Below are 25,944 nucleotides of genomic sequence, written 5' to 3'. Positions count from 1 at the left end.
GTTCGCGCCGGGTCCCGCTATAGGACGCCATGGCCAACACCTCCTCTCCCTCGGATGCCTTCAGCCGCCCAGGCCTCTATGGGGCGGCGCCGCCCGAACTCGTGCGCGTGCCGGACGACGCGGTCCAGTTCTCGCCCCTCGTGCCGGGCGCGGCGCGGCTGGAGGATCAAGCCGAGGGAACGCTGAGCGGCTTCAGCCTCCTGGCGCCCCCCGGCACCGTCGAGCGGCGCTACACCCTGGCGCTCGCCCTCAGGGCCCTGCGGCCGGGCGCTCCTTTCACGGCGCTCGCCCCGAAGGACAAGGGCGGATCCCGGCTCGGCAAGGAACTGGCGTCCTTCGGCTGCGGTGCAAGCGAGACGGCCAAGCGCCATCACCGCATCTGCGCGGGGGAACGGCCGGCGGGCCTATCCGGGCTGGACGAGGCCATCGCCGACGGGGCGCCGCGCTTCGTGGACGCCCTGGGATTGTGGTCGCAGCCCGGCGTCTTCAGCTGGGACCGAGCCGACCCCGGCAGCGAACTTCTCGTGCGGCATCTGCCCCCGCTACGGGGGCGCGGGGCGGATCTGGGCTGCGGAATCGGATTCCTGTCGCGGGCCGTGCTGGCCTCGCCCGGCGTGGAGCGGATCAGCCTCATCGACATCGACCGGCGCGCCGTCGACCTCGCCCGCCGCAACATCGCCGACGCGCGCGCCGAAGCCCGATGGTCCGACGTGCGCGAGAGCGGCACCGGACTGGCGGGCCTGGATTTCGTGGTGATGAATCCGCCCTTCCACGACGGCGGCGCGGAGGACCGAAGCCTGGGCCAGAGCTTCATACGCCGGGCCGCCGAGGCCTTGCGGCCGGGCGGCACCCTCTGGCTCACGGCCAACCGCCACTTGCCCTACGAGGGCGTGCTCCAGCCCCTCTTCCGCTCCGTGGCCCTGAAGGCGGAGGCATCGGGCTACAAGATCTATGAGGCCCGGCGATGAGCAGACAGGCCCCCACGCTCCGGCTCGACCGACTCCTGGCTAATCTCGGCTACGGCTCCCGCCGGGAGATCCAAGGTCTCGTGCGCGCCGGCGGCGTGACCCTGGACGGCGTCGAACTGGAAGATGCCGGCCAGCGCATTCCGGTCACCCGCGACCTGACCCATCGCATGGAGGTCGATGGCGAGCCCCTCGATCCGCCGCCGGGGCTCGTTCTGATGATCCACAAGCCGCTCGGTGTCACCTGCTCCCACAAGGAAGCCGGCCCCCTGATCTACGGCCTGTTGCCGGAACGGTGGCGGCGGCGGGATCCGGCCCTGTCCACGGTCGGGCGCCTCGACAAGGAAACGTCGGGTCTCCTGCTGATGACGGACGACGGCGGGCTGTTGCACCGGATCATCGCGCCCCGCAACCATGTGCCCAAACGCTACCGCGTGACCCTGGACCGCCCCCTGCGCGGCGACGAGGCCCAGATCCTGGCCGCCGGCACCCTGATGCTCGACGGCGAGGACAAGCCATTGCTTCCGGTGGACATGGAGATCGTGTCGCCCACGAGCGCCACCGTGATCCTGCATGAGGGCCGCTATCACCAGGTTCGGCGGATGTTCGCCGCTCTCGGCAACCATGTCACCGGCCTGCACCGGGACCGCATCGGCGGGCTCGACCTTCCCGACGCTCTCGGGCCCGGAGCCTACCAGATCCTGAGCGAGGTGGATCTCGCTCTCGTTCTGCCACCCGCCAAGGCGGCGGCCGAGACGACGGCCAGCGCCTGAAAGCCCCAGCTTCCGCCGGGGCCTTTTCCCATCAGATCACCAGGAAATCGGACGCCGTCAGCTTGAGGTTCGCTTTCAGCTGCGCGAATTTCACCGCCGCGCCCGCTCCGGTCCCGTCCGGGTCGTAAGACAGGCTGCCCGTCGTGGGGTCGTAGACGATACGGTCGTCCGCGTCGTGAGCGGCCACGCCCTTGTAGAAAGCCTCGGCCGCGAGCTTGCCCGCCTTCAAGCCCTTGAACACCTTGTTCTCGAGCCGGATCGTGTCGTCGCGCACGGAAAAGTCGCGGATCGTGTCGAAGCGGCTCGCGGAGGGCTTGGCCGTGAACACGAACGCATCGCGCCCGGGCCCACCCACGAGAAGGTCGCTCCCGCCGCCGCCGTTGAGGACGTCGTTGCCTGCCTGGCCATAGAGCTTATCGTTGCCGCCGCGACCGATCAGCGTATCGTTGCCGGCTCGGCCCTTGATGGTGTCGGAGAGGCTTGTGCCGGCCAGCCGCTCGCCCGACGCCGTGCCGTTGATGACGGACGCCGCCGGCATCGGCGCGGTGCCCGACGGCGCGGGATCGACGAGGTCGAGCTTCACGTTCGTGGCGCCGACCGTGACCGTGCGAGCCGTGGTGGCGATGCCGCCGCCCGAGAACGTGACCGTGTAGGTTCCGGCCGGCAGATCCATCTGGTAGCCGCCCGCGCTCATCGTGGTCGTGGCATAAGTGGCGCCGGATGCGCTCACGGCCCTCACGGCGATGCCGCCCAGTCCCTCTCCCACATCGTAGAACCGGTCGCCGTCCTTGTCGTCGAAGCTGACGCCGGTCAGAATCGAGGACGAACCCGATCGGGCGAAGTTCTGCGTCGCGAAAGCGCCGTTCCAGCCTTGATACTCTCCGGTCTCGAAGCCGATGCCGATCTCGCGGTAGGCGCCGTTGAGGATGTTCGCCTTGTGGCCGGGACTATTCATCAGGTTCGCGTGCAGAAGCTGTACCTCGCCCTGAAGTCCGGCAGGTGCCCGCACGCTGGCCCAGGCGATGTTTTCGGCCGATGCCCAGGACCCGGTGAACTGGTACCCGGCCGCCTTCATGCGGTCCGTGGGCGTCGAGCCCCCTGCCCCCGTGTGGGAGAACGTGTCGGACGCGATCATCCAGCCGCTGTGACGCTCGGCGGAAACGTTGAGGGTGGTGTCGAAGGCAAGGGCCTGGGCTCCGGCTTTCGCCCGTTCGGCGTTGACCAGTTCGAGCATGAACTGCTCATAGGCGCTGGGCTGCGTCATGAAAGGTCCTTTGAAGGTTCCGTTTAAGGGAATTCTGTCGTGAAGAACGTTCGTCCGATCAGGCTGAAGACGTGACGAACCCTTGCAGGCCTAGAGAGCGAATATGTCATCTCTCTGGCAGGACCGTGAGCCTTTCGTCAGCTTCCCCTCAGGCGCGCAACAGTCTCTCTTTGCAGCGATATTCGTTCGAATGCTTGTCCTGTCGATCAGGCAAGCGCGGTTCAGTGTCCAACTGCCGCAATGGAACCTCGTGCGGCCGCGCCGCTTGTCCCCCTGTTCCGTCCAAAGGCTCCGGCCCGGCGCAGCTTGACCGGGCTCACGGCGGATTGGAGAATGCCTTCCATGACGGATGTCCTGCCGGCCGATGCAAGCGCGACCGATCCCAGCCTCCCGACCGACCACGGGCGCCTGCAGGATCGCGTTCGCGAGGCCATCCGGGCCGAGATCGCGCTGCACGATCCCACCGATGATGCCCGCAGGCCCCTGGAGCTGATCGCCGAGACCTTCGTACGGGCCATCCTGGTGGAGGATCGCCTGACGATCCGCGTGGTCGACGCGCGCGGAGAGGTCCGGACCAAGGATGAGGACGGCCGGACGGTCGAACTCACCCTCCGCGACCTCATCGAGGAGCTTCACGTCCGGCATCCGGCCATGTTCAGACACCGGCAAGAGGCCGGGAAGGAGCCCGGAAGCCCTCCGGCCGCGCCTCTGGATGAATCGCGCCGGGGATCGGCTGCCGCCCCCGTGACCACGGCCCACCGCGATCCCGGCTCCTCGCTTCGCCTCTCAGACGAGGGCGCTCCCTCGCGCCCCGACCGCGCGGCTCCCGAATCCCTGGATCGGGCCCGGATCCTTCTCGAGGACATGCGGGACGACCGCCCCCGGCCATGGTTTCTCATGGCGGCGGCCGCGGCCGTGCTGCTGATTCTGGGCGTGGGCGCCTTCATGGCCTGGGAACGGTTTCCCTTCGCGGCCCAGGACGATGAGCCGGTCGCCATGGGCAGCCCGCCCGCGGAGCCGTCCACGACGGGGGCGGTGGCAAGCCCGCCGGCGGCGGCCGAACCTGTCCCACTCAAGGGAGCCGCGGAGGCCATCGATACCGCCACGCTTCGGATGCAGGGCCGGATCGTGCGCCTCTTCGGGGTCGAATGGGCCGAGGGCGGCGGCAAGCCGGAGGACCTCACGACCTATCTCAACGGCCGCGAGGTCGCCTGCGAGCCGGCCGGTGCTACGGATGTTTATCGGTGCCAGGTGAGCGGCCAGGACCTGTCGCGGGTGGTGCTGTTCAACGGTGGAGGGCGGACCACCTCGCAGGCGACCGACGAGCTGAAGGCCGCCGAGGCCAAGGCCCGTGAGTCCAAGCTCGGGGTTTGGAGCCGGTAAGGCCGTCCAACGCGCGATTTCCCCCGCCTTAGACCTAAGCCCAATGGGCTGAGTCCTCATCCTTGATATGGTCCGGCGCAGATTTTCAGGCCCCGCTACCTCACGCCGGACATCATGGATCTTTCGACCGCGGCCCTTCTGGCCGCTTCCGGCCTCGCGGCCGGGCTCGTCAACGCCATCGCGGGCGGGGGCACCTTCTTCACCTTCTCGGCGCTCGTGGCCGCCGGCCTGCCTCCTGTCGTCGCCAACGCGACCAGCGCGGTGGCGGTCACGCCCGCCAACCTGTCGAGCGCCTGGGCCTATCGCCGGGAGCTCCTCGCCAACCTGCGCCGGTTCACGGCGCTGGGTCTCGTCAGCCTCTCGGGGGGCCTGATCGGCGCCTACATCCTCACCGTGACGGACAACGCCTCGTTCCGTCAGCTCGTGCCCTGGCTTCTGCTGTTCGCCACAGGGCTGTTCGCGGCAAGCCCGAGGATCGTGGGCCTCGCCCGCTCCGTGGCGCGGCACGAGGGCCACGCGCCCTCGCGGCAGGCCTGGGCGGCAGGCCTGACCTTCCAGTTCCTGGTCTCGATCTACGGCGGCTTCTTCGGGGCCGGAATGGGGATCGTGATGCTGGCGGCTCTGGCCATCACGGAAGGCGACGACTTCCACCTCATCAACTCGGCCAAGCACCTGTGCTCGACTCTGATCCAGCTCATCGCCGTGGTGGTTTTCATCCAGGCCGGCCTCGTGAGCTGGCGCGAGACGTTCATCGTGGGCGCCGCCTCGGTGGTGGGCGGCTATCTCGGCGTCGTCTACGGCCGCCGGCTACCGGCGCCCGTCATCCGCTGGCTCGTCATCGCCATCGGGGCCGCCCTGACGGTCTGGTTCTTCGTGCGCTGAAACCTAGAACGGAACCCACTCGCCGTCATCGGTGAGCGCATCCACGCCGCGCTCAAGGGCCGTGATCGCATCGAGCAGGTGCTGGGCCGAACGCTCGATCTCCACGGACGGGCCGGACAGGGACGCGGCGCGCTCGGTCACGTCCCGCACCTGGTCGATGAGGTGGATGAGGTCGGACGCGATCGCCGCCCGCCGCTCGGCCACGGAGGGCGGGGACGGCTGGGCTCGCTTTCTGTGCGAAGACAGCGTGATCACGTTCGACATGGCCCTCAAAATCACCTTTCCGGGGCGTGAGGGCAATGTGGGCGGACCCCTCGATCCACAAGAATCAAGGGGTTATCCGCACCAGGAGCTTTCCGAAGTTCCGTCCCTTGAGCATACCGATAAAGGCGTCCGGGGCGTTTTCCAAGCCGTCCACCACGTCCTCCCGGTACCGAATCCGGCCCTCGCGCACCCATTGGGACATGTCGAGCTGGAACATCTCGGCCTGGGAGGCGAAGTCCGACACGATGAAGCCCCGCAGGGTGAGGCGCTTGGCCAGGACCGCCCGCATGAGAAGCGGCGTGCGGTCCGGCTCCTGCGGCAGGCCGGTATCGTTGTAATGGGCCACGAGGCCGCAGACCGGCACCCGGGCGAAGTCGTTCAGGAGCGGGAAGACCGCGTCCCAGACCGCACCGCCCACGTTCTCGAAATAGATATCGACGCCATTGGGGCAGATGTCCCGGAGTTGCTGGGCCATGTCGGGCGAGCGATGATCGACGGCGGCATCGAAGCCGAGCTCGTCCACCAGATAGCGGCATTTCCCGGGGCCGCCCGCGATACCCACGACCCGGCAGCCCTTGATCTTGCCGATCTGCCCCACGGCGGAACCGACCGGTCCCGCGGCGGCCGCGACCACGAGGGTCTCGCCAGGCTTCGGCTGGCCGATGGTGAGCAGGCCCGTATAAGCCGTCATGCCCGGCATGCCGAGCACGCCGAGCGCCGTCGAGACCGGGGCAGCGGCAGGATCGAGCTTGCGCAATTCGGAACCGTCCGACAGCGCGTAATCCTGCCAGCCGGCGTAACCCAGAACGATGTCGCCCGCCTGGAAGGCGGGATGGCGCGAGACCACGACCTCGTTGACGGTGCCGCCCGTCATCACGTCGTCGATCAGAACGGGCTTCGCGTAGGACTTCGCCGCGCTCATGCGGCCGCGCATGTAGGGATCGAGCGACAGCCACAGGGTTCGCAGCAGCACCTGGCCGTCGCCGGGCTCCGGGGCGAGGCCTGTCTCGAGCCGGAAATCGGACGGCTGCGGCTCGCCCATGGGGCGGGACGCGAGCACGATCCGACGGTTGACGGTCTCGGACATTCAAAAACTCCTGGGATGGCGGTGGAGGGGTTCGGTTAGGCTGGCCGTAAGGCCACAATAAGGGCAACGCCGAACGCGTTCCCCATCGCATGTTGGTGCGGTTAAGAGATTCCTACCTCCCGGCCGGGCCCGATCGCGAACGGGCCCCGCGCTACCGGCTCGCCTGGGCGGGCCTGCGCGGAGGCAGGACCGTGACGGTGATCTTCTTCGACGTCAGCAGCGGCTTGAACGGCTTGTGCTCCGCATCGCCCAGAACGAGTTGCAGGGTGTGCTTGCCCGGCGGCAGATCGAGGCGGGTCTCCGTCTGGCCCGCGCCGAAATGGATATGCTGCCGGTCCGTGGGGATCGGCTCGTCGGGCTCGATCGCCTCGTCCACGTCGACCAGCAGGTGATGGTGTCCGCTGTTGGGCACCACGTGGCCCGCATGGGTCACGCCCATGTTGCGCAGACCGAACCGCACCGTGAACGCGCCCCTGATTTTCAGGCCATCATACGGATAGATGATATAGAGATACGCGTCCGGCGGCGCCGCCGTCTGGGCCCGGACCGGCGTCCCGAAACCTGTTGCGAGCGCGATGCCGGCGACAACAAAACCGAGTATCAGACCGGGGGTCGAACGATGAACGGCGCGCATCGGACTCTCCTTGTCAAAGATTGCGGGCCACCCGCATGCCGTGGGCCGGGTAGCGAACGTTGGTGTCGTAGGAGGCGCGGCTGGCGGCGCGAACATAGGTGGCGTCGCTGCGCCAGGATCCCCCGCGCAGCACGTTCTCGCGGCAGTTGGAATGGGTGCGTGCGGATCCGTCGGACGGAGCGCCTTGATAGTCGCCCGTCCAGCAATCGGCCACCCATTGGGCGACGCCGCCCGCCATGTCGAACAGCCCGAACGCGTTGGCCTGGAAGCTGCCCACCTTCAGGGGCTGGCGCTGATCGTAAGGGTCGCCGCACCCCTTGCAGTTGGCCATCCTGGGCGTGAGCCTGTCGCCCCACCAATAGCGCGTCGCGGTGCCGGCCCGCGCGGCGTATTCCCATTCGGCCTCGCTCGGCAGGCGATAGGGCTGGCCCGTGCTCGTGGAGAGCCAATTGACGTATTGCTGAGCATCGCTCCAGCTCAAGTTGCGCGCGGGCGAGGCGGGATCGCCCTGGAGCACGAGCGTGCAGGCCTTCGCGGCGACGCATTGGCTCCATTCGCCGACCGTGACGGGATAGCGTCCCATCGCGAACGGCTGGATCCTCACCGGATGCGGGGGCTTCTCCGTCGGATCCTCGTCGCTGCCCATCCTGAACCCGCCGCCCGGCACGCGCACCATCTCGGGGCATTGCTGGCAATCCTTGAAGACGGTGCCGAAGGCGGGAGGGGCGTCCGGAGGCCGGGGCGGCACGAGCACGGCCGTCTGCGGGCTCGCCGGCGCGGGTGGAGCGGGTGCAGGCGTGGGCTGGATCGGGATGGGAAGGGCCTCCGCCAGGGGCGCGGGTGGCGTGGGCAGCCCCGCCGGCGGGGCCGGGTCGGCAGAGGGGACGGGCGCCGAGGGGATGGGCGCGGGAGATGCGGGCGTGCGGGCCTGGGCCGGCGTGGCGACCGATGCGGGCGCGGAGACCGGAGGCGTCGCGAGGGCGTCCGCCTGCCGCTGGGGCGGCGGCTCACGGGCCAGGAACACCGCCCATCCGGCGGTTCCGAGGATGAGCACCGTTCCGGCCGCCAGCGCGGCCCAGCGACCCCGGTGGCGCGTCGCCTGGCTGACCGCGGCCGGGTCCGGTAGGACGCGGTAGACCCGCACCGGATCGGTGATGTTCTTGAGCCTTTCGTCGCCCAGGGACTGATACCCGCAGACGAGCTTGTTCTTGATCTGCTCGTAGACGCCGCCGGAGATGTAGACGCCGCCGGGCTCGGCCAGGTTCTCGAGCCGGGCCGCGATGTTGACGCCCTCGCCGTAGATATCGTCGTGATCGACGATGACGTCGCCGAGGTTGACGCCGATGCGGTACTGAATCCATTGGCTTCGCGGCAGGGTCGTGTTGCGCGCGGCGAGCGATTGCTGGATCACGACCGCACAGCGCACGGCCTCCACGGGAGAGTCGAACATGGCCAGGAAGCCATCGCCCGTGGTCTTGATGAGATGGCCGTAATGCTCCTGCAGGGTGGGTTCGATGATCTCGCGGCGATGGCGCTTCATTCGCGCGAGCGTGCCCTCTTCGTCGCTGCCCATCAGCCGGCTGTAGCCGGCGATGTCGGCAGCCAGGATCGCAGCCAGGCGGCGTGGACTTCCCGTCGCGAACGGCGTGCTCTCTCCGGGCATGAATAACCCCCGATTGCACTGTGAAGACAAGGCAATCTACACCTTAATCGCGGTCGATGCCACGACCGATGCGCTGCCGCACACGGCCTTCCGTCGCCCCTGCCCGACGCAATGCAATTCCATTAACCCGCATGAGCGCGCCCATCGACTCATTTGCCATAGCGCTTGCCCGATTGACGCCACAACCATGGCCATAGCTGTCGCGCTCCGACGTTTTGATTCTGAACTCTTGCAAAGGACGATCCCGTGGCCGAACCCAAGAACCTCGCGGAACTCGACGGATCCCAATCGGTGAGCGCTCTCGGGCTGCGGTGGGCCGCGTTGCGCGGCATGCTGGCGTCTCCCCTGATCCTGTCCGAGGAGCAGCGCCATCTGCGCGAGGAGCTCCTGCGCGAGCTCGGCAACATCGAGCAAAACTTCGTGTCGCTCCAGTCCCGCAACGCCATGGAGATTTCGGCCAAGATCGACATCGCCAAATCGGCCCTGCACGAGGGCCTGCAATCCGGGCAGAGCTGGCTTGTCAGCCTTCTGGAGAGCATCCAGACGGACCTTCACGCCACGAGCGCGAAGCCGACCGCCAACGGTTCGGTGCGGCCGCCGGTGTCCATCTCCCGCGCCTACCAGTCCCGCCCCGAGGCCAACGGCGCCCCGTCCGGCGACGAGACCGAAGCGCCGGCGGCCTGAGACCGGCTTTCGATCCTGCATGTGGGGCGCGACAATATTCGCGCCCCTTCTGTGAATATCGTCTCATGACTGCTGGAGTTGATGCGCTGTCCGTGATGCTCGACACCAATCCTGCCTGCCAATAATTTCAGCAACCGCGCGTCTTGCGGCTCGCGATCATCTTTTGTTAACCAGCCTCTATTTCAATGCTTCGACCAAAGTCGAATGCTTCGTGATCATATTTGCTGGAATTGCCGATGATGCCTTTTCGGAAAGTCTTTCCGTTTGTCGCTCTCTGTTTCGTTGCCCTTCCGGTCCGGGCCCAGGACCCCGATGAGATCTGGACGGAGCGGCTCACCAAGTCCTGGATGGACGACCACGTCGCCCTCCCCACGCACGGGCCGGCGACGACCTTCACCCGCGCCCAGGTCTGGACCAGTGGCATTCAGCGCACCGACATGCAGGCTTTCGCCACGAGCGCGTCCGATCGCACCCTTGGCGCGAAGGTTCGTCCCTTCGGGGACCTCGACCTCAGCGTGGGCACGGCCTTCACCCGCGACGGGACGACGGCGCGCCTGGTCTCGTCGTCCGTCAACTGGGAGGCCGCCTGGTCACAAACCTACAAGCCCTACGGCGACCTGACCCTGGGCGTGAACACCACGGGGACCATGGCGGGTCTGGAGGCCGGTTATGCCCAATCCGTGACAGGGTCCGTGGGCATTCCGCTCAGCGTGTCCGTCGGCCTGTGGAGCACGGAACTGCGTTTGTCTCCCAACATGAACGTGAACACCGCGAGCGGGACGCTGGGAACCCGCCTGACGTCCGAAATCGTAAGCCGCAAGGTTCTGAGCGCCCGCAACGATGCCTTCACGTCCGTGCTCGACATGAAGGTCGGATACGGCATCGCGCCCGATGCGCGGCCCGACGCGACGGCGCGGCTGGAGCTCCGGATTTCACCGAATCTCTGACCCCTCGATGAGATGGGTTTCCGCGTAGGATGTGGGAAACCGTCAGAACCCTGGGAAGCCCTCCTGCAGGAACGGGTTGGTGGCGCGCTCCTGGCCGATGGTGCTGGCGGGGCCGTGGCCACAGATGAAGGTCATGTCGTCGCCCAGGGGCAGGATCTTGTCCCTGATGGAGCGGATCAGCGTCGGCCCGTCGCCGCCCGAGAGGTCGACCCGGCCGACGGAGCCCTGGAACAGCACATCCCCCATCAGGATGAACCGCTCGGGCTTCGCCACGAACACGACGCTGCCGGGGGAATGGCCGGGGCAATGGAGCACATCGAGGGTGAGCCCGCCCACCGTGACCGTGTCGCCCTCGTTGAGCCATCGGTCGGGCGTGACGGGGCGCACCCCCGGGATGCCGTAGGCCCGTCCCTGCTCGCCCAGGCCCGCGAGCAGAAAGAGGTCGTCCTGGTGCGGCCCCTCGACGGGAATGCCGAGCGCTTCCTTCAACTCGGCGGCGCCGCCCGCATGGTCGATATGGCCGTGGGTGAGAAGGATCTTGTCCACCGTGACGCCGGCCTCCGCGATGGCTTCGCGGATCCGATCGACGTCGCCGCCGGGATCCACGACGGCGCCCGTCTTGGTATCCTCGTCCCACAGCAGGGTGCAGTTCTGCTGGAACGGTGTGACGGGAATGATCATCGCACGGATGTGGGGCACGCTTCGATCCTCGGCGGGGGCGGGTCTCCTCGACATACACCACCTCCGGTCCATTTGAACCCCTCACCCGATTGCCGACCGGCTTTCGGGATCGTAAGGAGGCTGCTCTAACGGCAGACGCATGGAGGACGGAGCATGGAAACGGTTGCTGCAGTGGCATGGGAGGCGGGCAAGCCGCTGACGATCGAGACCGTCCGGCTCGAGGGTCCCAAGGCGGGCGAGGTTCTGGTGGAGGTGATGGCCACGGGCGTGTGCCACACGGATGCCTACACGCTCTCGGGCCTCGATTCCGAGGGCAAGTTCCCGGCGATCCTTGGCCATGAGGGCGCGGGCATCGTGCGCGAGGTGGGCGCCGGCGTCACCAGCCTGAAGCCCGGCGATCACGTGATCCCGCTCTACACGCCGGAATGCCGCCAGTGCAAATCCTGCCTGTCGCGACGCACGAATCTGTGCACGGCGATCCGCTCCACCCAGGGCCAGGGCGTGATGCCGGACGGGTCCAGCCGGTTTCGCTGCGACGGCGATACCGTCTTCCACTACATGGGCTGCTCGACCTTCGCCAACTTCACCGTCCTGCCGGAAATCGCCTTGGCGAAGGTGCGCGAGGACGCGCCCTTCGACAAGATCTGTTACATCGGTTGCGGCGTGACCACGGGTATCGGTGCGGTGATCTACACCGCCAAGGTCTGGCCCGGCGCGAACGTCGTCGTGTTCGGCCTCGGCGGCATCGGCCTCAACGTGATCCAGGGCGCCCGCATGGTGGGCGCGGACAAGATCATCGGCGTCGACATCAATCCGGCCAAGGTCGCGATGGCGAAGAAATTCGGCATGACCGACTTCGTCAACCCGAAGGAGATCGGCAACGACAAGGTGGTGCAGGCCATCGTCGACCTCACCGGCGGCGGCGCCGACTTTTCCTTCGATGCGACGGGCAACACGGACGTGATGCGACAGGCTCTCGAATGCTGCCATCGCGGCTGGGGCGAGAGCATCATCATCGGCGTGGCGGAAGCCGGAAAGGAAATCGCCACGCGCCCGTTCCAACTCGTCACCGGCCGCGTCTGGAAGGGCACGGCCTTCGGCGGCGCGCGCGGGCGCACGGACGTGCCGAAGATCGTCGACTGGTACATGGAGGGCAAGATCAACATCGACGACCTGATCACCCACACCATGCCGCTCGAGGAGATCAACACGGCCTTCGACCTCATGCACGAGGGCAAGTCGATCCGCTCCGTCATCGTGTACTGATTGGCCCGCCATGAGCCTTGAAATCGTCAGCCAGGCGCGCTGCTTCGGCGGCACGCAGTTCGTCTACCGCCACGCCTCCTCGGAGACCGGAACGGCCATGCGCTTTTCGGCCTTCGTGCCGCCGCAGGCCGCGCACGGCAAGGTTCCGGTGGTGTGGTTCCTGTCGGGGCTCACCTGCACGGAGGAGAACTTCACCGTGAAGGCGGGCGCGCAGCGCGTGGCCGCCGAGCTTGGCCTCCTGGTGGTGGCGCCCGACACCAGCCCGCGTGGCGAGGGGGTACCGGACGACCCTCAGGGCGCCTACGATTTCGGCCTCGGGGCAGGCTTTTACGTGGACGCCACGGAGGCACCTTGGGCGAAGGCTTACCGCATGCGTTCCTATGTCGAGCGCGAGCTGCCCGATCTGGTCGGCACGGAGCTGCCCGCCGACATGGGCCGGCAGGGGATCACTGGCCATTCCATGGGCGGGCACGGCGCGTTGACCGTCGCTCTGCGCAATCCGGGCCGCTTCAAGGCGGTTTCCGCCTTCGCGCCGATTGCGTCGCCGATGGCATGCCCCTGGGGCGAGAAAGCGCTCGGCGGCTATCTCGGACCGGACCGGTCGGCGTGGCGGGCCTACGATGCCTGCGCGCTCATCGCCGATGGAGCACGGGTTCAAGACATCCTCGTGGACCAGGGCACAGCCGATTCCTTCCTTGAGAGCCAGCTCAAGCCGAGCTTGCTGGAGAGGGCTTGTGCGGATGCCGGTATTGCCCTGACCCTGCGGCACCAGGAGAATTACGACCATTCGTATTTCTTCATCGCGTCCTTCATGGAAGATCACCTGCGCTGGCATGCGGAGCGCCTTGAGGCCTGAGACCGTTCGCAAGGTAACTTTGCGCACTTGCACAAACGTCCCTCAACGGGATATTCCGCAAAGGAAGCCGCATTTTGTAATGATAGAGTATAGCTTTTCTGTCGCGAGTCGATTAGACAAAGCTGAGTTCAGACATAAACCTTGGCGGTGGCGGACGGAGCGATGGCAAACTTGGAACAGACGCGCGAACCCATTCTCAATGCCGATGCCGGCCGCCTGGTGACCAAGGCCGTCGATCTGACCCAAACCGCCTTGGCGTCCGACGCCGGCAAGGCGGTGCGAACGGCGATCCTGAAAGGGCCCGAGGGCCTGATGCAGCAGCTCTCCCAGGCGGCGCAGACGAAAGCTCACGATCCCCTGACCCAGGCCCGGCTCGTGCTAGCCGAGCAGCGCCAGCATTTCGACGCCATGCGGACCGCCATCGTGCAGATGGGCCAGTCCCTGGAGCAGTTGAACGGCGCGGCTCCGAGCGGGGCAAGCCAGTCGCCCACCATGGCCCTTCTCAACGCCCAGTCGGAGGCCATCCAGGGCCTGACCCTCCTGGCCTTGAAAGGGCAGCAAATGCAAGGTGAGCTCATCAACGCGGTCGATGCGCAAGCGCACCGCGCCGCCTCGAGCGGCATGCCTAAGTGGATCTACTACATCATGGGCTTCATGATGATCTGGAGCATGCTGGGCGTGATCTTCTAGGACACGACGCCTGGATCGCGCCGCCGTTTTCTTAAGTCTATCTTGAAAAATCGCGTCCGGTTTGGTCTTACACTCCCGTATCACTGATGGTTCCCATGGATTGTCGGGGGCAGATCCATGTTTGACGCAAAGAAACTTCTCGACGCACTCGGCAGCCAGGCGCAGCCGGCAACGTCACCTGCGGCACCTGGGCCTTCGGAGCCTCCCAAGGCCGAGACGGCCAAAGGAGATCCGGCCAAGCCGGGCGCCCATCCGTTCGGGGCCGGCACCCTCTTGAGCGACCTGATCGGCCTCGCCAACCGGCCCGACACGCCGCCCCCGCCAGCCTCCGAGAAGGACGACAAGGCCGAGAGCACGCCGGCGACGGCCCCAAAGCCCAAGCCCGCCGCGCCCGCGCAACCCGCCGACCTGACGGACCTTCTGCTGGGCAAGGCCCAGGAATACCTGAAGACGCCCCAGGGCAACGCGGCCATGAACGCCTTGGTGCTGGGGCTGACGAAGGCGGCGGTCAATTCGGACATGGGCCGCAAGCTCACTTCCTCGGCGGTATCCAAGGGGACGGCTCTGTTCAACCGCTTCATGAAGAAGCCCGACGAGCCCGCTGCGAGCATTCCGGCCATCGAGGCCGCCACGACCCCGGCTGGGGAGCTCCCGCCTCCGGCAGCACCCCAGGCAGGCGCTATGGCGCTCCTGCTGGTCCGCGCCATGATCGCCGCGGCCGCCGCGGACGGCACCATCGACGACGGCGAACGCGGGCGCATCCTTGGGACCCTAAAGCAAGCCGGAATCGACGGCGAGGGCGTTCATATCGTCGAGGCCGAGCTGGCGCATCCGGCAAGCGTCGCGGAACTGGCCGCGGCCGCCAAGGTGCTGCACATGGAAACCCAGGTCTACACGACCGCTCGGCAGGTGATCACGCCCAACACCGTCGAGGAGCGGATCTTCCTGGCCCATCTGGCCGGGGCGCTCGGGCTGGACCCGCGCCTCGTGGCGCAGATCGACGCGGCGGCCTCCGCTTAAGGGTTCGCGAACAGGCCTGCGTGCTTCAGCTTGAGGGCCTGGATCAGGACGATGGTCTTCAGGTCCAGGAACTCCCCGCGGGCCAGCATGGCGTCGAGCTCGTCGAACCCGATCTCCAGCACCTCCAGCTCCTCGTGCTCCTCGGCGAGCCCGCCGCCCGCCGCGACCCGGCTTTCGGGCGTGTAGGGCGCCAGGAACATGTGAATCCGCTCCGTGGTGGCTCCCGGCGCCGACCAGGCCGCGCCGACCGGCTCCAGGGCCTCGATCCGCAGGCCCGCCTCCTCGAGGGTCTCGCGCCGGGCGCAGGTCTCGGGATCGTCCCCGTCGAGGAGACCCGCGACGGTCTCCACCAGATATTCCGGTCCGCCGCAGAACATGACCGGCGCCCGGAACTGCCGGACCAGCACGACCGTGCGGTTCCGGGCGTCGTAGGGCAAAACGGCGGCGGCCGACCCCCGATCGACGATCTCGCGCCTGAACGTTGCCCCGCTCGGCGACCGGACGACGAGGTCGTAGACCTTGCGCCAGCCCTGAAACACCAAATTCGTCGTCGTGATCTCGTGATCCGCCACTTCCGGTTCTCCAGCAGAATCGTGTTCGCGCCCATGGCCGAGCTTGACGCCTTGTAACCGTGTCCAGCGTTATCGCCAGCGCAATTTCCGGTCCTGCGGCATGAGGGCAGGTTCAGTGCCGGAGAGTTCGGTCAGCATGAACACGGACCGGCAAGCGATCTTGTTCGTGGGTTACAGGCTCATGGATCCCAACATCCGGGTCCTGCTGCATCGCCTCTGAACGATGTGGCGTGGCCTCAAATGTGACCGACCGCAATCCTACGTCTTCATACGGCGGCCCAACCCTATGGATGTGGCGGTTCTCGAACGATGGAGCCTGCACGTGCTGACGGAGAACGACGCCGATGAAAGCGCGCTCGAATCGTTTCGCGAAAAGCTGAGCGGCGCGGCGTCGGCCGATCACAATCGCGACAGCCAGCGCCCGAAAGGCGAAGCTCGGCCCTTGTCATCGCCCTTGCAAGCAGGGCAATTCCCGACGGCCAAGGTCTCTTGAATCGGCGCGTGTCGGGCTCCTTACATCAACCGCGACGCCGAATCGTTGAACCCCTCCGCAATCTTGGCGTTCTCCTCTCTGGACAAGGATCTGAGATTTCCGCGATGGAAGCCCTGCAACGCAATACGACGATCGATTTCTGGCGGGGCTTCGTGCTCGTGGCGATCTTCATCAATCACATTCCGGGCAACCTCGTCGAACATCTGACCCCGCGCAATTACGGTTTTTCCGACGCCGCCGAGGCATTCATCTTCATCTCGGGCGTGTCGCTTGCGCTCGTCTATTATCCCCGATTGCCTCAAGGCAATGCGTGGGATGTCATCAAGCGATGCCTCAAGCGCTCGTTCGAGCTCTACCGCATGCATCTCCTGCTAACCTGCGCGGCCATCGCGCTGTTCTCCATCGGGTACGAACTCAGCGAGGATATCGGCCTCATCGAGGCGGATGGCCGCGCCGCCGTCTTCGGGGACACGGCCAAGGGCGTGACGGGCATCCTGCTGCTGGGACACCAGCTTGGCTATTTCAACATCCTGCCGCTCTATATCGCGCTGATGCTTTGGGCGCCCTTCGCGCTCATCCTGGTCCGGATCCATGTGGCGCTGGCCCTTGGCGTCTCGGTGGCGATCTACGGTCTGGCGCGGGCGGGCCTGCTCGTGCTGCCGAGCTGGCCCGAGCCCGGCACATGGTTCTTCAACCCATTCGCGTGGCAGCTCCTGTTCACCCTCGGGATCGTGGCGGGTGTCCTGTTCGATAAGAAACCGGTCCCCCATGGCAGGGGTCTGTTCGCGGCCGCCATCGTGGCCCTGATCGTGTCCTTGATCGTCATGACGAACGGCTTCGGCCTAGCTCCTGCCCTGCGGGACCATACCTTCGCGATGTGGGACCTGACGAAGCAGGATCTTGGGATGGGCCGCCTGATCCACTTCCTGGCGCTGGCCTACATGGTCTACCAGAGCCGCCTGGGAGAGAGTCTCGAGAAGACCTTCGTGGGTCCGGACCTCATGAGGCTTGGCCGCAACGCGCTCGTGATTTTCGCGGCCGGATCCCTGCTGAGCGCCATGGGGCAGGTCATCATGACGCTGGCAGCCGTAAAATCCTCCGCTAGTCCGCAAGTTATCGGCATGATATTCACCATTGCAGGCATCATTGGTCTCCTTGCACTGGCGCGATATCTCGAATGGAACAAGCACAACTCCGCCGGCCGTCGAAGCGGCCGGGCGAAACGGCTCGATCTGTCCTCCGCCTCCACGGGCTAGCCATCGCGTTCAGCTTGGCAATACTTGGGATCACCTCTGGATCTTCTCCCGCCGCGGCCGAACCTGCGGCGTGTGGAACGTCGCGTCCGGTCTTCAGCGCCCATGGGTCGCTCGAGTCCGTGGCGGGCAAGCTGTCGCGCCACGAGCCTGTTCGCATCCTGGCCATCGGGTCGTCCTCCACGGAGGGGATCGGCGCATCCTCGCCCGAAAAGGCGTATCCGGCTCAGCTTCAGGAAGACCTGACGGTGGCTTGGAAGGACAAAGTGACGGTCGTCAATGCCGGCATCGGCGGCGAGACCGCGATCCAGACCATCGATCGCCTGGAGCACATGCTCGCCAAGGAAGCCTTCGATCTCGTGATCTGGCAGGTGGGCACCAACGACGCCGTCACGGGCGTCGACGAGGAGCAGTTCAAAGCCCGCCTGGAGCGCGGCATCGCGGCGGCCCAGCGGGCCGACGTGGACATGATCCTTCTCGATCAGCAGTACTTTCCCGGCATCCAGGACCTGAAGCGCTACGAACATTTCGTGGGCCTGGTGGGGGCCATCGCGGGCGAGCGCAAGATCTCCCTGTTCTCCCGCTACGCCCTGATGCGGGAGTGGAATGCCCGTTCGTCCGACGAACTGCTGTCCATGCTGTCGTCCGACCGCTTCCACATGGGCGACAAGGGTTACGATTGCTTGGCCGGTCGCGTCGCTCAAGAAATCGAAGCCATGGCTCAGGTGCCCGTGGCGCAGGCCGACACGGCTCCCAGGACCGTCGCGACGGCGGACGCTCGTTAACATCCCTTCAACGGCTCCGGCCGCAAGGTTCGTGCGAACTGTCGTGCACCGGAGCCTGCCCAGGCGGGTCTTGGGATGCTGAACCGATCCGGGTAACCCGCTTCAAGGAACCATGGCCCAGACCCGCCGCCTCTCCGTCCGCGATGTCCTGACCGACCCCCGGGTCGCCCTCATGCTGCCCTTGGGCTTTTCGTCGGGCCTGCCTTTTCTTCTCGTCTTCAGCACCCTGTCGGCCTGGCTTCGGGAGGCCGGGATCTCGCGCACCGAGATCGGGCTCCTGAGCTGGGTGGCGCTGGCCTATTCGTTCAAGTTCCTCTGGGCGCCCCTCGTCGACCGCTACGATGTTCCGGTCCTGGCCGGATGGCTCGGGCGGCGGCGCGGCTGGATGGCGCTCGCGCAGGCTGTCACGGCGTTGGGCCTGTGCGGCATCGCCCTGAGCAGCCCGCAGGCGAGCCTGTCCCTGACCGTGGCGGCGGCCCTGCTGGTGGCTTTCGCGTCCGCCACCCAGGACGTGGTCATCGACGGCTGGCGCATCGACGCCGCCCCCACCGAGCGCCAGGGCATGATGGCAGCCGCCCTCCAGCTCGGTTACCGTCTCGCCCTCATCTGCGCCGGGGCCGGCGCCCTGTACATCGCCGAGTTCGTGAACTGGCGCAGCGCCTACCTGGCCATGGCGGCCCTGATGGGCGTCGGCCTCGTCGGCACCCTGCTGGCGCCGCGCCTGGACAGCGGCGAGGTGCGGCGGAACCAATCCATCGCGCAGGCCATCCTGGAGCCGCTGGCGGATCTCTTCCGCCGCAAGGGCATGATGCTGGTCCCGATCCTGGCCCTCGTGGCCTGCTTCCGCCTGCCGGACTTCGTCTCCGGCGTCATGGCCAATCCCCTCTACATCGATCTGGGCTTCTCCAAGGCCGACATCGCCAATGTGTCGAAGCTCTACGGGGTCTGGATCGGCATTGCCGGGGCCTTCGCGGGCGGTCTCGCGCTCACGCGCCTCGGCCTGTGGTGGACACTCCTGATCGGGGCCGCCATCGCAGCGGGCTCGAACCTCATGTTCTCCTGGCTCGCCGTGGAGGGCGCGCGGCTCGACCTACTGACGCTCGCCATCAGCGTCGACAATTTCTCCGGCGGATTCGCGGGTTCGGCGCTCATCGCCTACATGTCGGGCCTCACCGCGCCGGGGTTTGCCGCCACCCAGTACGCTCTCCTGAGTTCGCTCTATGCGCTGCCCGGCAAGCTCATCGGTGGCGCCTCCGGAGCCGTCGTCGACGCCTACGGCTATCCGCTGCTTTTCACCGGCACGGCGATGATCGGCATCCCCCTGGTGATCCTGTGCTTCGTGGTACGGCGAGACACGGTGAGAGCGGAGCAGTCGCGCGCCGTCCTCGCTCCGGCCTGATGGCTTCACGCCGATTGATTACAACCCCTCGTGTTGTATCTACGTCCACGCGCCGTCTCGCGTGAAAGGACCCATCGGTGAAACTGCTCAGAATTCTACCTCTGTTGTGTGCGCTTGTTCTCCCACAGCTGGCCCTCGCCCAATCGTCGCCCAGCGTGGACGACAAGGTCCGCTACATCTTCCAGGTGACGGATTTCCAGAAAGGCGTCCAACTCGGGTTCGACGCCTTCAAGCCCCTGCTGCTCCAGCAGATCAAGAATGCCTCGAGCAAGATCACGCCGGAACTGGCCGATCATATCCTGTCCCTTGCCGATCAGGAACTCGCCGCCGTTCAACCGCAATTGCTGCAATTCGCCGTCGACTATTACAAGAAGCAACTGTCGGACGATGAAATCGGCGCGTTGTATGATTTCTATCGCACTCCGGTCGGAGCGGGCATCGCCGGCAAGACATCGACGATCATGAGCGGCCTGGCTCAGCAGACGCAGCAGTTCATGGCGACGCAGTACACGCCGCGCATTCAGAAGCGGCTGGCTGACGATCCGCAGCTTCAGCAGGCCCTGAAGCCATGAGCCCTGAAAGCCATGGAGCCCCGGCGCCCCATGGCTTTCTTCATGTCGGAAGGGTTCAGACCCAGCCGCCGTCCACCAGATAGCTCTGGGCCGACATGGCGCTCGAATCCTCCGAGCCGAAGAACAGCACCACGTTGGCGACGTCCTGCGGAACGAGGCGGCGCTTGACGCATTGGCGACGCATCAGCTCCGCCTCGCTATCGGGATTGAGCCACAGGTCGATCTGGCGCTGGGTCATAATCCAGCCCGGGATGATGCAGTTGACGCGGATGTTCTTCGGCCCGAGTTCCCGGGCGAGCGCCCGCGTCAGCCCGACCACGGCCGACTTGGCGGTCTTGTAGGCCGCGAACGAATCGTCGCTCACCATGTAGCTCGTGGACCCCATATTGACGATCGATCCGCCGCCCGCCCTCTCCATGTCCGGCAGCACGGCCTGGGCCGCGAAGAACTGATGGTCGAGATTCGTGGCGAAGCGCTCGCGCCAGTAGTCGGGCGTGACCTGGTCGATGGTGTGGCGGTCGTCGCGGGCCGCGTTGTTGACCAGGATCGTGATGGGACCGAGCGCCTCGCTCACGCGCCGGATGGCGGCCTGCAGGGCCGGGATGTCGCGCACGTCGTTGTGCTCGAAATGGACACCCTCGCCGAGGCGCTTGGCCAGGGCCTGCCCGGCCTCGGCGTTATAGTCGAGGACGCCCACCTTCGCGCCTTGCGCATGGAAGGATTCCACGATGCTCTCGCCGATGCCGCTCGCGCCGCCCGTGACGAGAACGGTCTTGCCCTTCAGGGAGCCATAGATGGTCTGGGTCATGGATGTCTCATGTTGTTCGTTGCATCGACACCGTCATCCCGGGGCCGCGCATGCGGAACCCGGGATCGTTTGACGGGAAGCTTCATTCGAGGGACGATCCCGGATCTGCGCTGCGCTTCGTCCGGGATGACGTTATCCCGCGCCGGGTCCCGGCGTCGCGCCGGGCGGGCACTTGCCGAGAATAATCATGCCGAGCACCTCGTCCTGGGTCACGTCGGACACGTTGGCCGAGCCCACGAGCTTGCCGTTCTTCATCACGCTCACCCGGTCGGCGAGGCCGAACACGTCGTGGATGTCGTGGCTGATGAGGAAGATGCCGATACCCTCCTTCTTCAGCTGCAGCACCAGATCGGCCACCTGCTTGGTCTCGGCCGGGCCGAGCGCCGCCGTGGGCTCGTCCATGATGAGGACGCGGGCGTTGAAGTAGATCGCGCGGGCGATCGCCACCGATTGGCGCTGGCCGCCCGAGAGCGCTTTCACGGGCTCCTTGAAACGGCGGAAATGCGGGTTCAGCCGCGCCATGACCTTGCGGGTCTCCGCCTCCATGGTGGCGTCGTCGAGCGTTCCAAAAGGTGTGCGCACCTCACGGCCCAGGAAGATGTTGCCCGCAGCATCAATGTTGTCGGCGAGCGCCAGGGTCTGGTAGATCGTCTCGATGCCGTATTTTTTGGCGTCGCGGGGCATGCTGATATCGGCCTTCTCGCCGTTCACGTAGATCTCGCCCGAGTCCGGCCGGTAGGCGCCGGACAGGATCTTGATCAGCGTGGACTTGCCCGCGCCGTTATGGCCGAGCAGGCCCACGACCTCGCCGGGGCGAAGGTCGACCGTGACGCCGTCCACGGCCTTGATGCCGCCGAACGCGATGGAGATGTCACGCATCTCCACGAGGGGCGTCCTTTGGACCGGCGCTGCAATGTCCGTTGCCATCGAACCCTCTTGGATCATGGAGCCTTCCTGGATCATGACGCTCATCCTCACTTGATGCGGCGGCGATAGACGCCGTCGACCCAGACGGCCAGAACCAGCACGGCGCCCACGACGATGTTCTGCAGGGGGGTGTCGACGCCGAGCAGCACCATGCCGGATTGCAGCGACTGCATCACCAGCGCGCCGAGCATGGCGCCCGCCACCGTGCCGACGCCGCCCGCAAGCGACGTGCCGCCGATGACCGCCGAGGCGATGACGTAGAGCTCGTCCAGGGTGCCGGCCGCGTTGGTGGCGGCGTTGAGGCGCGCCGTGGAGATACAGGCCGCGATGCCGCAGAGCACGCCCATGAGGCCGAACACCTTCATGAGGGTCCAACGGGTGTTGATGCCCGACAGCTCCGCCGCCTCAGGGTTGCCGCCGATGGCGAACACGTAGCGGCCGAAGCGCAGGCGCGTGGCCAGGAAGGTCATGACGAGCCCGACCACCACGGCGATGAGCACGGGCAGCGCCACTCCTTGCGGGATGAACAACCCGCCGCTGGGCCATGCGATGCCCCGCGCCTCGGCCCAAGCCCGCGCGGTGCCGGTGGGCATCGGATAGGCGTTCATGACCGCGGCGGCGCCCAGCACCGCCCCGCAGGCGATTGCGGCGATCACCGCATCGGCCCAGCCCGGACGGACCGGAAACCCGAAGCGGACGCGACGGCGGCGCGAGAGGCCCAGCGCCACCACGATGGCGCCGCAGGCGAGCGCCGCGATGATCCAGGTGGCGGTGGCGCCGAGCGCGCCTTCCACGCCGCCGCCGAACGCCTTGAAGCGGGTATCCATGGGCGCGATGGTCTGGCCGGCCGTGACCCACCACGCCGCGCCGCGCCACACGAGCAGGCCGCCCAGCGTCACGATGAAGGACGGGATTGCCAGGTACGCGATGAGCCAGCCCTGGAACAGCCCGATGAGGCCACCCACCGTGATCGCGACCAGAACCGCGATGGGGGCCGTGAGCCAGCTCTCGAAGCCCAGATAGGCGGGCAGCCATTGCACCTGCACCACGCCGATGATCATGCCGACCACGCCGAGGATCGCGCCCACCGACAAATCGATATTGCGCGTCACGATGATGAGCACCATGCCGGTGGACATGATCGCCACGGAGGCGGTCTGGACCGACAGGTTCCACAGGTTGCGCGGGGTTAGGAACACGCCGCCCGAGAGCACGTCGAAGCCGATCCAGATGACGGCTAGCGCCGCCAGCATGCCGATCATGCGGGAATCGATTTCGAGTTTCGAAAGGAGCGAGCCGGAAGACGTGGACGGCGGAGCCGTTGCGGCGACAGGTGCGGTCATGGCGTCCTGCTGACAATGAAAGGTTTCATCTCGGGCCTGGCATCACACTACCATAGGTCCCCGTCGATGTGCCGCCGCCTCCGGTCGAACGACGCGGAGGCGGACGGGTCTTGATAGGTTCGGAAGGCGAAGCGCTTAGTTGCAGGCCTTGACGGTGCCGGCCTTCACGCCCTGGCAGGCCACGTCCTTTGTGATCCAGCCCGCGTTGATGACCACGTCGAGGTTGTCCTTCGTGATCGCCACCGGGGTGAGGAACAGGGCCGTCATGGCCTGCTTCTTCGGGCCGAGATTCCAGGACTTGGAGCCCGAGATCTCGCCCAGCTTCTTGCCGCCCGCGAGCTGCACGGCGATTTCCGCCGCGTTGCGGCCGAGTTCGCGGGCATCCTTGAACACGGAGACGGTCTGGGTGCCGAGCGCCACCCGGTTGAGGGCCGCCTTGTCGGCGTCCTGGCCGGAGACCGGAACCGAGCCCGCAAGACCCTGCGCCGACAGGGCCGCGATGGCGCCGCCCGCTGTGCCGTCATTGGCGGCGATCACGGCGTCGATCTTGTTGTTGTTCTTGGTGAGGAACTGCTCCATGTTCCGCTGCGCGTTGGCCGGGAGCCAGCCGTCCGTGTAGGCCTCGCCGCCGTTCTTGATCTTGCCGGCATCCATGGCGGGCTTGAGCACTTCCATGGAGCCCTGGAACAGGAAGTTGGCGTTGGGATCGGAGCCGGAGCCCTTGATGAACGCATAGGTCCCCTCGGGCTTCGCCTTCAGGATCTCTCGCGCCTGGAGACGGCCGACCTCGACGTTGTCGAAGGTCAGGTAGAAGACCTGCGGGATCTCGATGAGGCGGTCGTAGCCCACCACCGGGATACCCTCCGCCACAGCCTTCTCGACCGCCGGACGCACCGCGTCGGAATCCTGCGCCAGAATGATCAGCGCCTTGGCGCCGCGGGCGATAAGGCTCTCGATGTCCGTGAGCTGCTTGGCGGGCGAGGATTGCGCGTCGGCCGACACGTAGGTGCCACCGGCCTTCTCGACGGCTGCCTTGATGGCGGCCTCGTCGGTCTTCCAGCGCTCTTCCTGGAAGTTCGACCAGCTCACGCCCACCACGGGGCCTTTCGCTTGAGCGAAGGCGGCATTGGCCGACAGGGCCAGGGCCGCGAAACTGATCATGACGTGTTTCTTGGAAATCATGGGCTTCCTCCTGAACGGGCTTTCGCGCCCGATGTCCCTTGAGGTTGCAGCCACTCCGGCCCTCCGCCGAGGGCTGCACGTTTCTTCGACAGCGGAAATAAATATCCGACACGATACCGCCATCAAGCCGCCGTGGCGTTATCTTTTGGTCGAAGATGCCAATCTGGAATTATGTTTTATTCATGTGGCGAAGAAAAACGGGAGAGGAACGGCTGTGAATGCGCCCACGCCCCGGGAGGCGACCCGCCGCCGCCTGTTGGATGCCCTGCGCCAGGATGGCCCCATGGCGCGGGTGGAGCTCGGGCAGCAGCTCGGCATGAGTCCGGCAAGCGTCTCCGACCTGACCGCAAGCCTGTTGGATGAAGGGATTCTCGTCACCGAGGATGGCAGCGAGGCAACTGGCGGTCTGCTGCGGGGTCGCCCCAAGGTCCGGCTCTATTTCTCAGAGAATCTAGGCTCCGTCATCGGCGTATGGACCGGCTACAACCGCATCGAGCTGCGGCTCGTGGACAGCGCCGGACGCAGCCGGGCTTCGCGGCGGATCGAGCGCCCCCTGCGAAACCTGAGCGCAGACGACCTGATGGATCTCCTGGCCGACCTCATCACGACCTTCGCCCGCGAGTCGGGAGCCCCGGACGTGAAGGCGGTCGGCCTCGCCTGCCAGGGCTATGTGGACACGCGGGACGGCGTGGTGGCCTGGAGCCCGGTTCTCGGCACCCGCGATCTGCCCTTGGCCGAAGGGCTCCGGGGACGGCTCGGCAAGCCCGTACTCCTCGACAACGACGCCAGCGCCATGGCCTTCGCCCTGGCCCAGCGCGACCCGACGCTGCGGGCGGGCCGCACCGCTTGCCTCATGGTCGGCGACGGCGTGGGGCTGGGCTTTCTGATCAACGGGGAGCTTTACCGGGGCGCCCGGTCGGGCGGCAGCGAGTTCGGCCATGTGCGCCTGCGCCGGAGCGGCCCGCAATGCCGCTGCGGCGGGCGCGGCTGCATCGAGGCCTTCCTGGCCGATTACGCCCTGCATCGGGACGCCCAGCTCATCGACCACCGCCCGGCCCCCAACGCCCTGATCCCCGGCGAGGAGGCCATGGCCACCATCGTACGCCAAGCGCGGGCGGGCGATCCGGCCCTGCTCAACCTCTTCCGCGAGGCCGGCGAGGTCCTGGGCGACGCGGTCGGCATCCTGATCCAGACCCTGGAGCCCGACCATGTGGTGATCTGCGGCCCGGCCACCCGCGCCATGGACTTGCTTCGCCCCTCCTTCGAGGCGGCGCTGGAGACCCAGACCATCCAGGAGCTGAGGATGCTGGCCGCCATCCACGTGGTCGAATCCTCCATCGACCTTCTCACCGAGGGCGTTATTATCCAGGCCCTGCGCGAGCTGGACGGGGAGCTGGCGCGGCTGAAGGCGGCTTAGCAAGTTCGACGACGCCGTCATCCTGAGGGCCCGCGTAGCGGGTGTCTCGACCTCATCCTGAGGGAGTTGCGAAGCAACTCGTCTCGAAGGATGGTCCAGCCAGCACCGGAGACACTCTGCTGGAACCCTCCTTC

At 66.6% G+C, this 25,944-nt stretch carries 27 protein-coding genes; 16 read left to right on the top strand and 11 right to left on the bottom strand.

Translation table 11 applies throughout. The features are described from left to right. Positions 1 to 29 precede the first annotated feature (29 nt). Positions 30 to 968: a class I SAM-dependent methyltransferase gene (locus ILT42_RS11970; protein WP_204215840.1), complete on the top strand. Its 939-nt coding sequence runs from the start codon at positions 30 to 32 to the stop codon at positions 966 to 968. Then, positions 965 to 1,738, top strand: coding sequence for a pseudouridine synthase (locus ILT42_RS11965; RefSeq protein ID WP_204215839.1), 774 nt, complete (start codon positions 965 to 967; stop codon positions 1,736 to 1,738). Before ILT42_RS11970 ends, ILT42_RS11965 begins: the two co-directional genes overlap by 4 nt. Before the next feature lie 31 nt (positions 1,739 to 1,769). Here ILT42_RS11965 and ILT42_RS11960 read toward each other — a convergent pair whose 3' ends face one another. Next, positions 1,770 to 3,002, bottom strand: a complete 1,233-nt coding sequence (locus ILT42_RS11960; protein ID WP_204215838.1) for a CAP domain-containing protein — start codon at positions 3,000 to 3,002, stop codon at positions 1,770 to 1,772. Between the two features lie 342 nt (positions 3,003 to 3,344). On the opposite strand from ILT42_RS11960, the gene ILT42_RS11955 reads away from it, so the two are divergent. Both ILT42_RS11955 and ILT42_RS11950 read left to right on the top strand, forming a co-directional pair. Continuing rightward, entirely contained in the window at positions 3,345 to 4,385 is a 1,041-nt protein-coding gene (locus ILT42_RS11955; RefSeq protein ID WP_204215837.1) for a hypothetical protein, read from the top strand. A 114-nt stretch (positions 4,386 to 4,499) separates the two neighbouring features. Further along, positions 4,500 to 5,267, top strand: a complete 768-nt coding sequence (locus tag ILT42_RS11950) for a sulfite exporter TauE/SafE family protein (RefSeq protein ID WP_204215836.1) — start codon at positions 4,500 to 4,502, stop codon at positions 5,265 to 5,267. A 3-nt stretch (positions 5,268 to 5,270) separates the two neighbouring features. On the opposite strand, the gene ILT42_RS11945 is transcribed toward ILT42_RS11950, so the two are convergent. From ILT42_RS11945 to ILT42_RS11930, 4 genes are all read right to left on the bottom strand, one after another. Next, a complete protein-coding gene (locus tag ILT42_RS11945; protein WP_204215835.1) occupies positions 5,271 to 5,531 on the bottom strand; it encodes a hypothetical protein in 261 nt (86 codons plus the stop codon). A gap of 64 nt (positions 5,532 to 5,595) precedes the next feature. Then, positions 5,596 to 6,618 (bottom strand): NADP-dependent oxidoreductase, encoded by a 1,023-nt coding sequence (locus tag ILT42_RS11940; protein WP_204215834.1) that lies wholly within the window; start codon positions 6,616 to 6,618, stop codon positions 5,596 to 5,598. Positions 6,619 to 6,769: 151 nt separating this feature from the next. Beyond that, positions 6,770 to 7,252, bottom strand: a complete 483-nt coding sequence (locus tag ILT42_RS11935; RefSeq protein WP_204215833.1) for a DUF4399 domain-containing protein — start codon at positions 7,250 to 7,252, stop codon at positions 6,770 to 6,772. 13 nt (positions 7,253 to 7,265) lie between these two features. Next, positions 7,266 to 8,915: an SUMF1/EgtB/PvdO family nonheme iron enzyme gene (locus ILT42_RS11930; protein WP_204215832.1), complete on the bottom strand. Its 1,650-nt coding sequence runs from the start codon at positions 8,913 to 8,915 to the stop codon at positions 7,266 to 7,268. A gap of 246 nt (positions 8,916 to 9,161) precedes the next feature. On the opposite strand from ILT42_RS11930, the gene ILT42_RS11925 reads away from it, so the two are divergent. Together ILT42_RS11925 and ILT42_RS11920 are read left to right on the top strand one after the other, a co-directional pair. Further along, a complete protein-coding gene (locus ILT42_RS11925) occupies positions 9,162 to 9,599 on the top strand; it encodes a hypothetical protein (RefSeq protein WP_204215831.1) in 438 nt (145 codons plus the stop codon). A gap of 236 nt (positions 9,600 to 9,835) precedes the next feature. Continuing rightward, positions 9,836 to 10,546, top strand: coding sequence for a hypothetical protein (locus ILT42_RS11920; RefSeq protein WP_204215830.1), 711 nt, complete (start codon positions 9,836 to 9,838; stop codon positions 10,544 to 10,546). 42 nt (positions 10,547 to 10,588) lie between these two features. Here ILT42_RS11920 and ILT42_RS11915 read toward each other — a convergent pair whose 3' ends face one another. Next, positions 10,589 to 11,281 carry an MBL fold metallo-hydrolase gene (locus ILT42_RS11915; protein ID WP_229428613.1) on the bottom strand — a complete coding sequence of 231 codons (693 nt, stop codon included), beginning with the start codon at positions 11,279 to 11,281 and terminating at the stop codon, positions 10,589 to 10,591. Positions 11,282 to 11,380: 99 nt separating this feature from the next. Here ILT42_RS11915 and ILT42_RS11910 point away from each other — a divergent pair, with 99 nt between their 5' ends. The 4 genes from ILT42_RS11910 (at position 11,381) to ILT42_RS11895 (ending at position 15,059) form a co-directional block, all read left to right on the top strand. After that, entirely contained in the window at positions 11,381 to 12,493 is a 1,113-nt protein-coding gene (locus ILT42_RS11910; protein WP_204215829.1) for an S-(hydroxymethyl)glutathione dehydrogenase/class III alcohol dehydrogenase, read from the top strand. A gap of 10 nt (positions 12,494 to 12,503) precedes the next feature. Next, positions 12,504 to 13,349 (top strand): S-formylglutathione hydrolase, encoded by an 846-nt coding sequence (gene fghA / locus ILT42_RS11905; RefSeq protein ID WP_204215828.1) that lies wholly within the window; start codon positions 12,504 to 12,506, stop codon positions 13,347 to 13,349. 162 nt (positions 13,350 to 13,511) lie between these two features. After that, positions 13,512 to 14,039 (top strand): hypothetical protein, encoded by a 528-nt coding sequence (locus ILT42_RS11900; RefSeq protein ID WP_204215827.1) that lies wholly within the window; start codon positions 13,512 to 13,514, stop codon positions 14,037 to 14,039. 117 nt (positions 14,040 to 14,156) lie between these two features. Further along, a complete protein-coding gene (locus ILT42_RS11895) occupies positions 14,157 to 15,059 on the top strand; it encodes a DUF533 domain-containing protein (RefSeq protein WP_204215826.1) in 903 nt (300 codons plus the stop codon). Here ILT42_RS11895 and ILT42_RS11890 read toward each other — a convergent pair. Then, the gene (locus ILT42_RS11890; protein WP_204215825.1) at positions 15,056 to 15,631 is read right to left on the bottom strand and encodes an NUDIX domain-containing protein; all 576 of its coding nucleotides are present in this window, start codon (positions 15,629 to 15,631) and stop codon (positions 15,056 to 15,058) included. The genes ILT42_RS11895 and ILT42_RS11890 overlap by 4 nt on opposite strands. Before the next feature lie 322 nt (positions 15,632 to 15,953). On the opposite strand from ILT42_RS11890, the gene ILT42_RS11885 reads away from it, so the two are divergent. The 5 genes from ILT42_RS11885 (at position 15,954) to ILT42_RS23210 (ending at position 20,133) form a co-directional block, all read left to right on the top strand. Then, a complete protein-coding gene (locus ILT42_RS11885; RefSeq protein WP_204215824.1) occupies positions 15,954 to 16,124 on the top strand; it encodes a hypothetical protein in 171 nt (56 codons plus the stop codon). Between the two features lie 104 nt (positions 16,125 to 16,228). Then, a complete protein-coding gene (locus ILT42_RS11880; protein WP_204215823.1) occupies positions 16,229 to 17,380 on the top strand; it encodes an OpgC family protein in 1,152 nt (383 codons plus the stop codon). Next, complete coding sequence (locus ILT42_RS11875; RefSeq protein WP_229428612.1) at positions 17,302 to 18,162, top strand: SGNH/GDSL hydrolase family protein; 861 nt, start codon at positions 17,302 to 17,304, stop codon at positions 18,160 to 18,162. The genes ILT42_RS11880 and ILT42_RS11875 overlap by 79 nt, the downstream gene beginning before the upstream one ends. A 112-nt stretch (positions 18,163 to 18,274) precedes the next feature. Then, positions 18,275 to 19,561 (top strand): AmpG family muropeptide MFS transporter, encoded by a 1,287-nt coding sequence (locus ILT42_RS11870; RefSeq protein WP_204215821.1) that lies wholly within the window; start codon positions 18,275 to 18,277, stop codon positions 19,559 to 19,561. Between the two features lie 155 nt (positions 19,562 to 19,716). Next, complete coding sequence (locus tag ILT42_RS23210; protein WP_204215820.1) at positions 19,717 to 20,133, top strand: DUF2059 domain-containing protein; 417 nt, start codon at positions 19,717 to 19,719, stop codon at positions 20,131 to 20,133. A 55-nt stretch (positions 20,134 to 20,188) separates the two neighbouring features. On the opposite strand, the gene ILT42_RS11860 is transcribed toward ILT42_RS23210, so the two are convergent. From ILT42_RS11860 to xylF, 4 genes are all read right to left on the bottom strand, one after another. Continuing rightward, positions 20,189 to 20,941: an SDR family NAD(P)-dependent oxidoreductase gene (locus tag ILT42_RS11860; RefSeq protein WP_204215819.1), complete on the bottom strand. Its 753-nt coding sequence runs from the start codon at positions 20,939 to 20,941 to the stop codon at positions 20,189 to 20,191. A gap of 132 nt (positions 20,942 to 21,073) precedes the next feature. After that, positions 21,074 to 21,868 (bottom strand): ATP-binding cassette domain-containing protein, encoded by a 795-nt coding sequence (locus ILT42_RS11855; RefSeq protein ID WP_204215818.1) that lies wholly within the window; start codon positions 21,866 to 21,868, stop codon positions 21,074 to 21,076. Positions 21,869 to 21,915: 47 nt separating this feature from the next. Then, the gene (locus ILT42_RS11850; RefSeq protein ID WP_204215817.1) at positions 21,916 to 23,211 is read right to left on the bottom strand and encodes a sugar ABC transporter permease; all 1,296 of its coding nucleotides are present in this window, start codon (positions 23,209 to 23,211) and stop codon (positions 21,916 to 21,918) included. A gap of 135 nt (positions 23,212 to 23,346) precedes the next feature. Further along, the gene (gene xylF / locus ILT42_RS11845; protein ID WP_204216215.1) at positions 23,347 to 24,372 is read right to left on the bottom strand and encodes a D-xylose ABC transporter substrate-binding protein; all 1,026 of its coding nucleotides are present in this window, start codon (positions 24,370 to 24,372) and stop codon (positions 23,347 to 23,349) included. Positions 24,373 to 24,607: 235 nt separating this feature from the next. Between xylF and ILT42_RS11840 the strand changes: the two genes are divergently transcribed. Beyond that, positions 24,608 to 25,810 carry an ROK family protein gene (locus ILT42_RS11840; RefSeq protein WP_204215816.1) on the top strand — a complete coding sequence of 401 codons (1,203 nt, stop codon included), beginning with the start codon at positions 24,608 to 24,610 and terminating at the stop codon, positions 25,808 to 25,810. Positions 25,811 to 25,944: the final 134 nt, after the last annotated feature.

The sequence above is a fragment of the Microvirga pudoricolor genome, assembly GCF_016892705.1.
Classification (GTDB): Bacteria; Pseudomonadota; Alphaproteobacteria; order Rhizobiales; family Beijerinckiaceae; genus Microvirga; species Microvirga pudoricolor.
The sequence above is the reverse complement of the archived record's forward strand: the minus strand, read 5'-3'. Positions and strand labels throughout refer to the sequence as shown.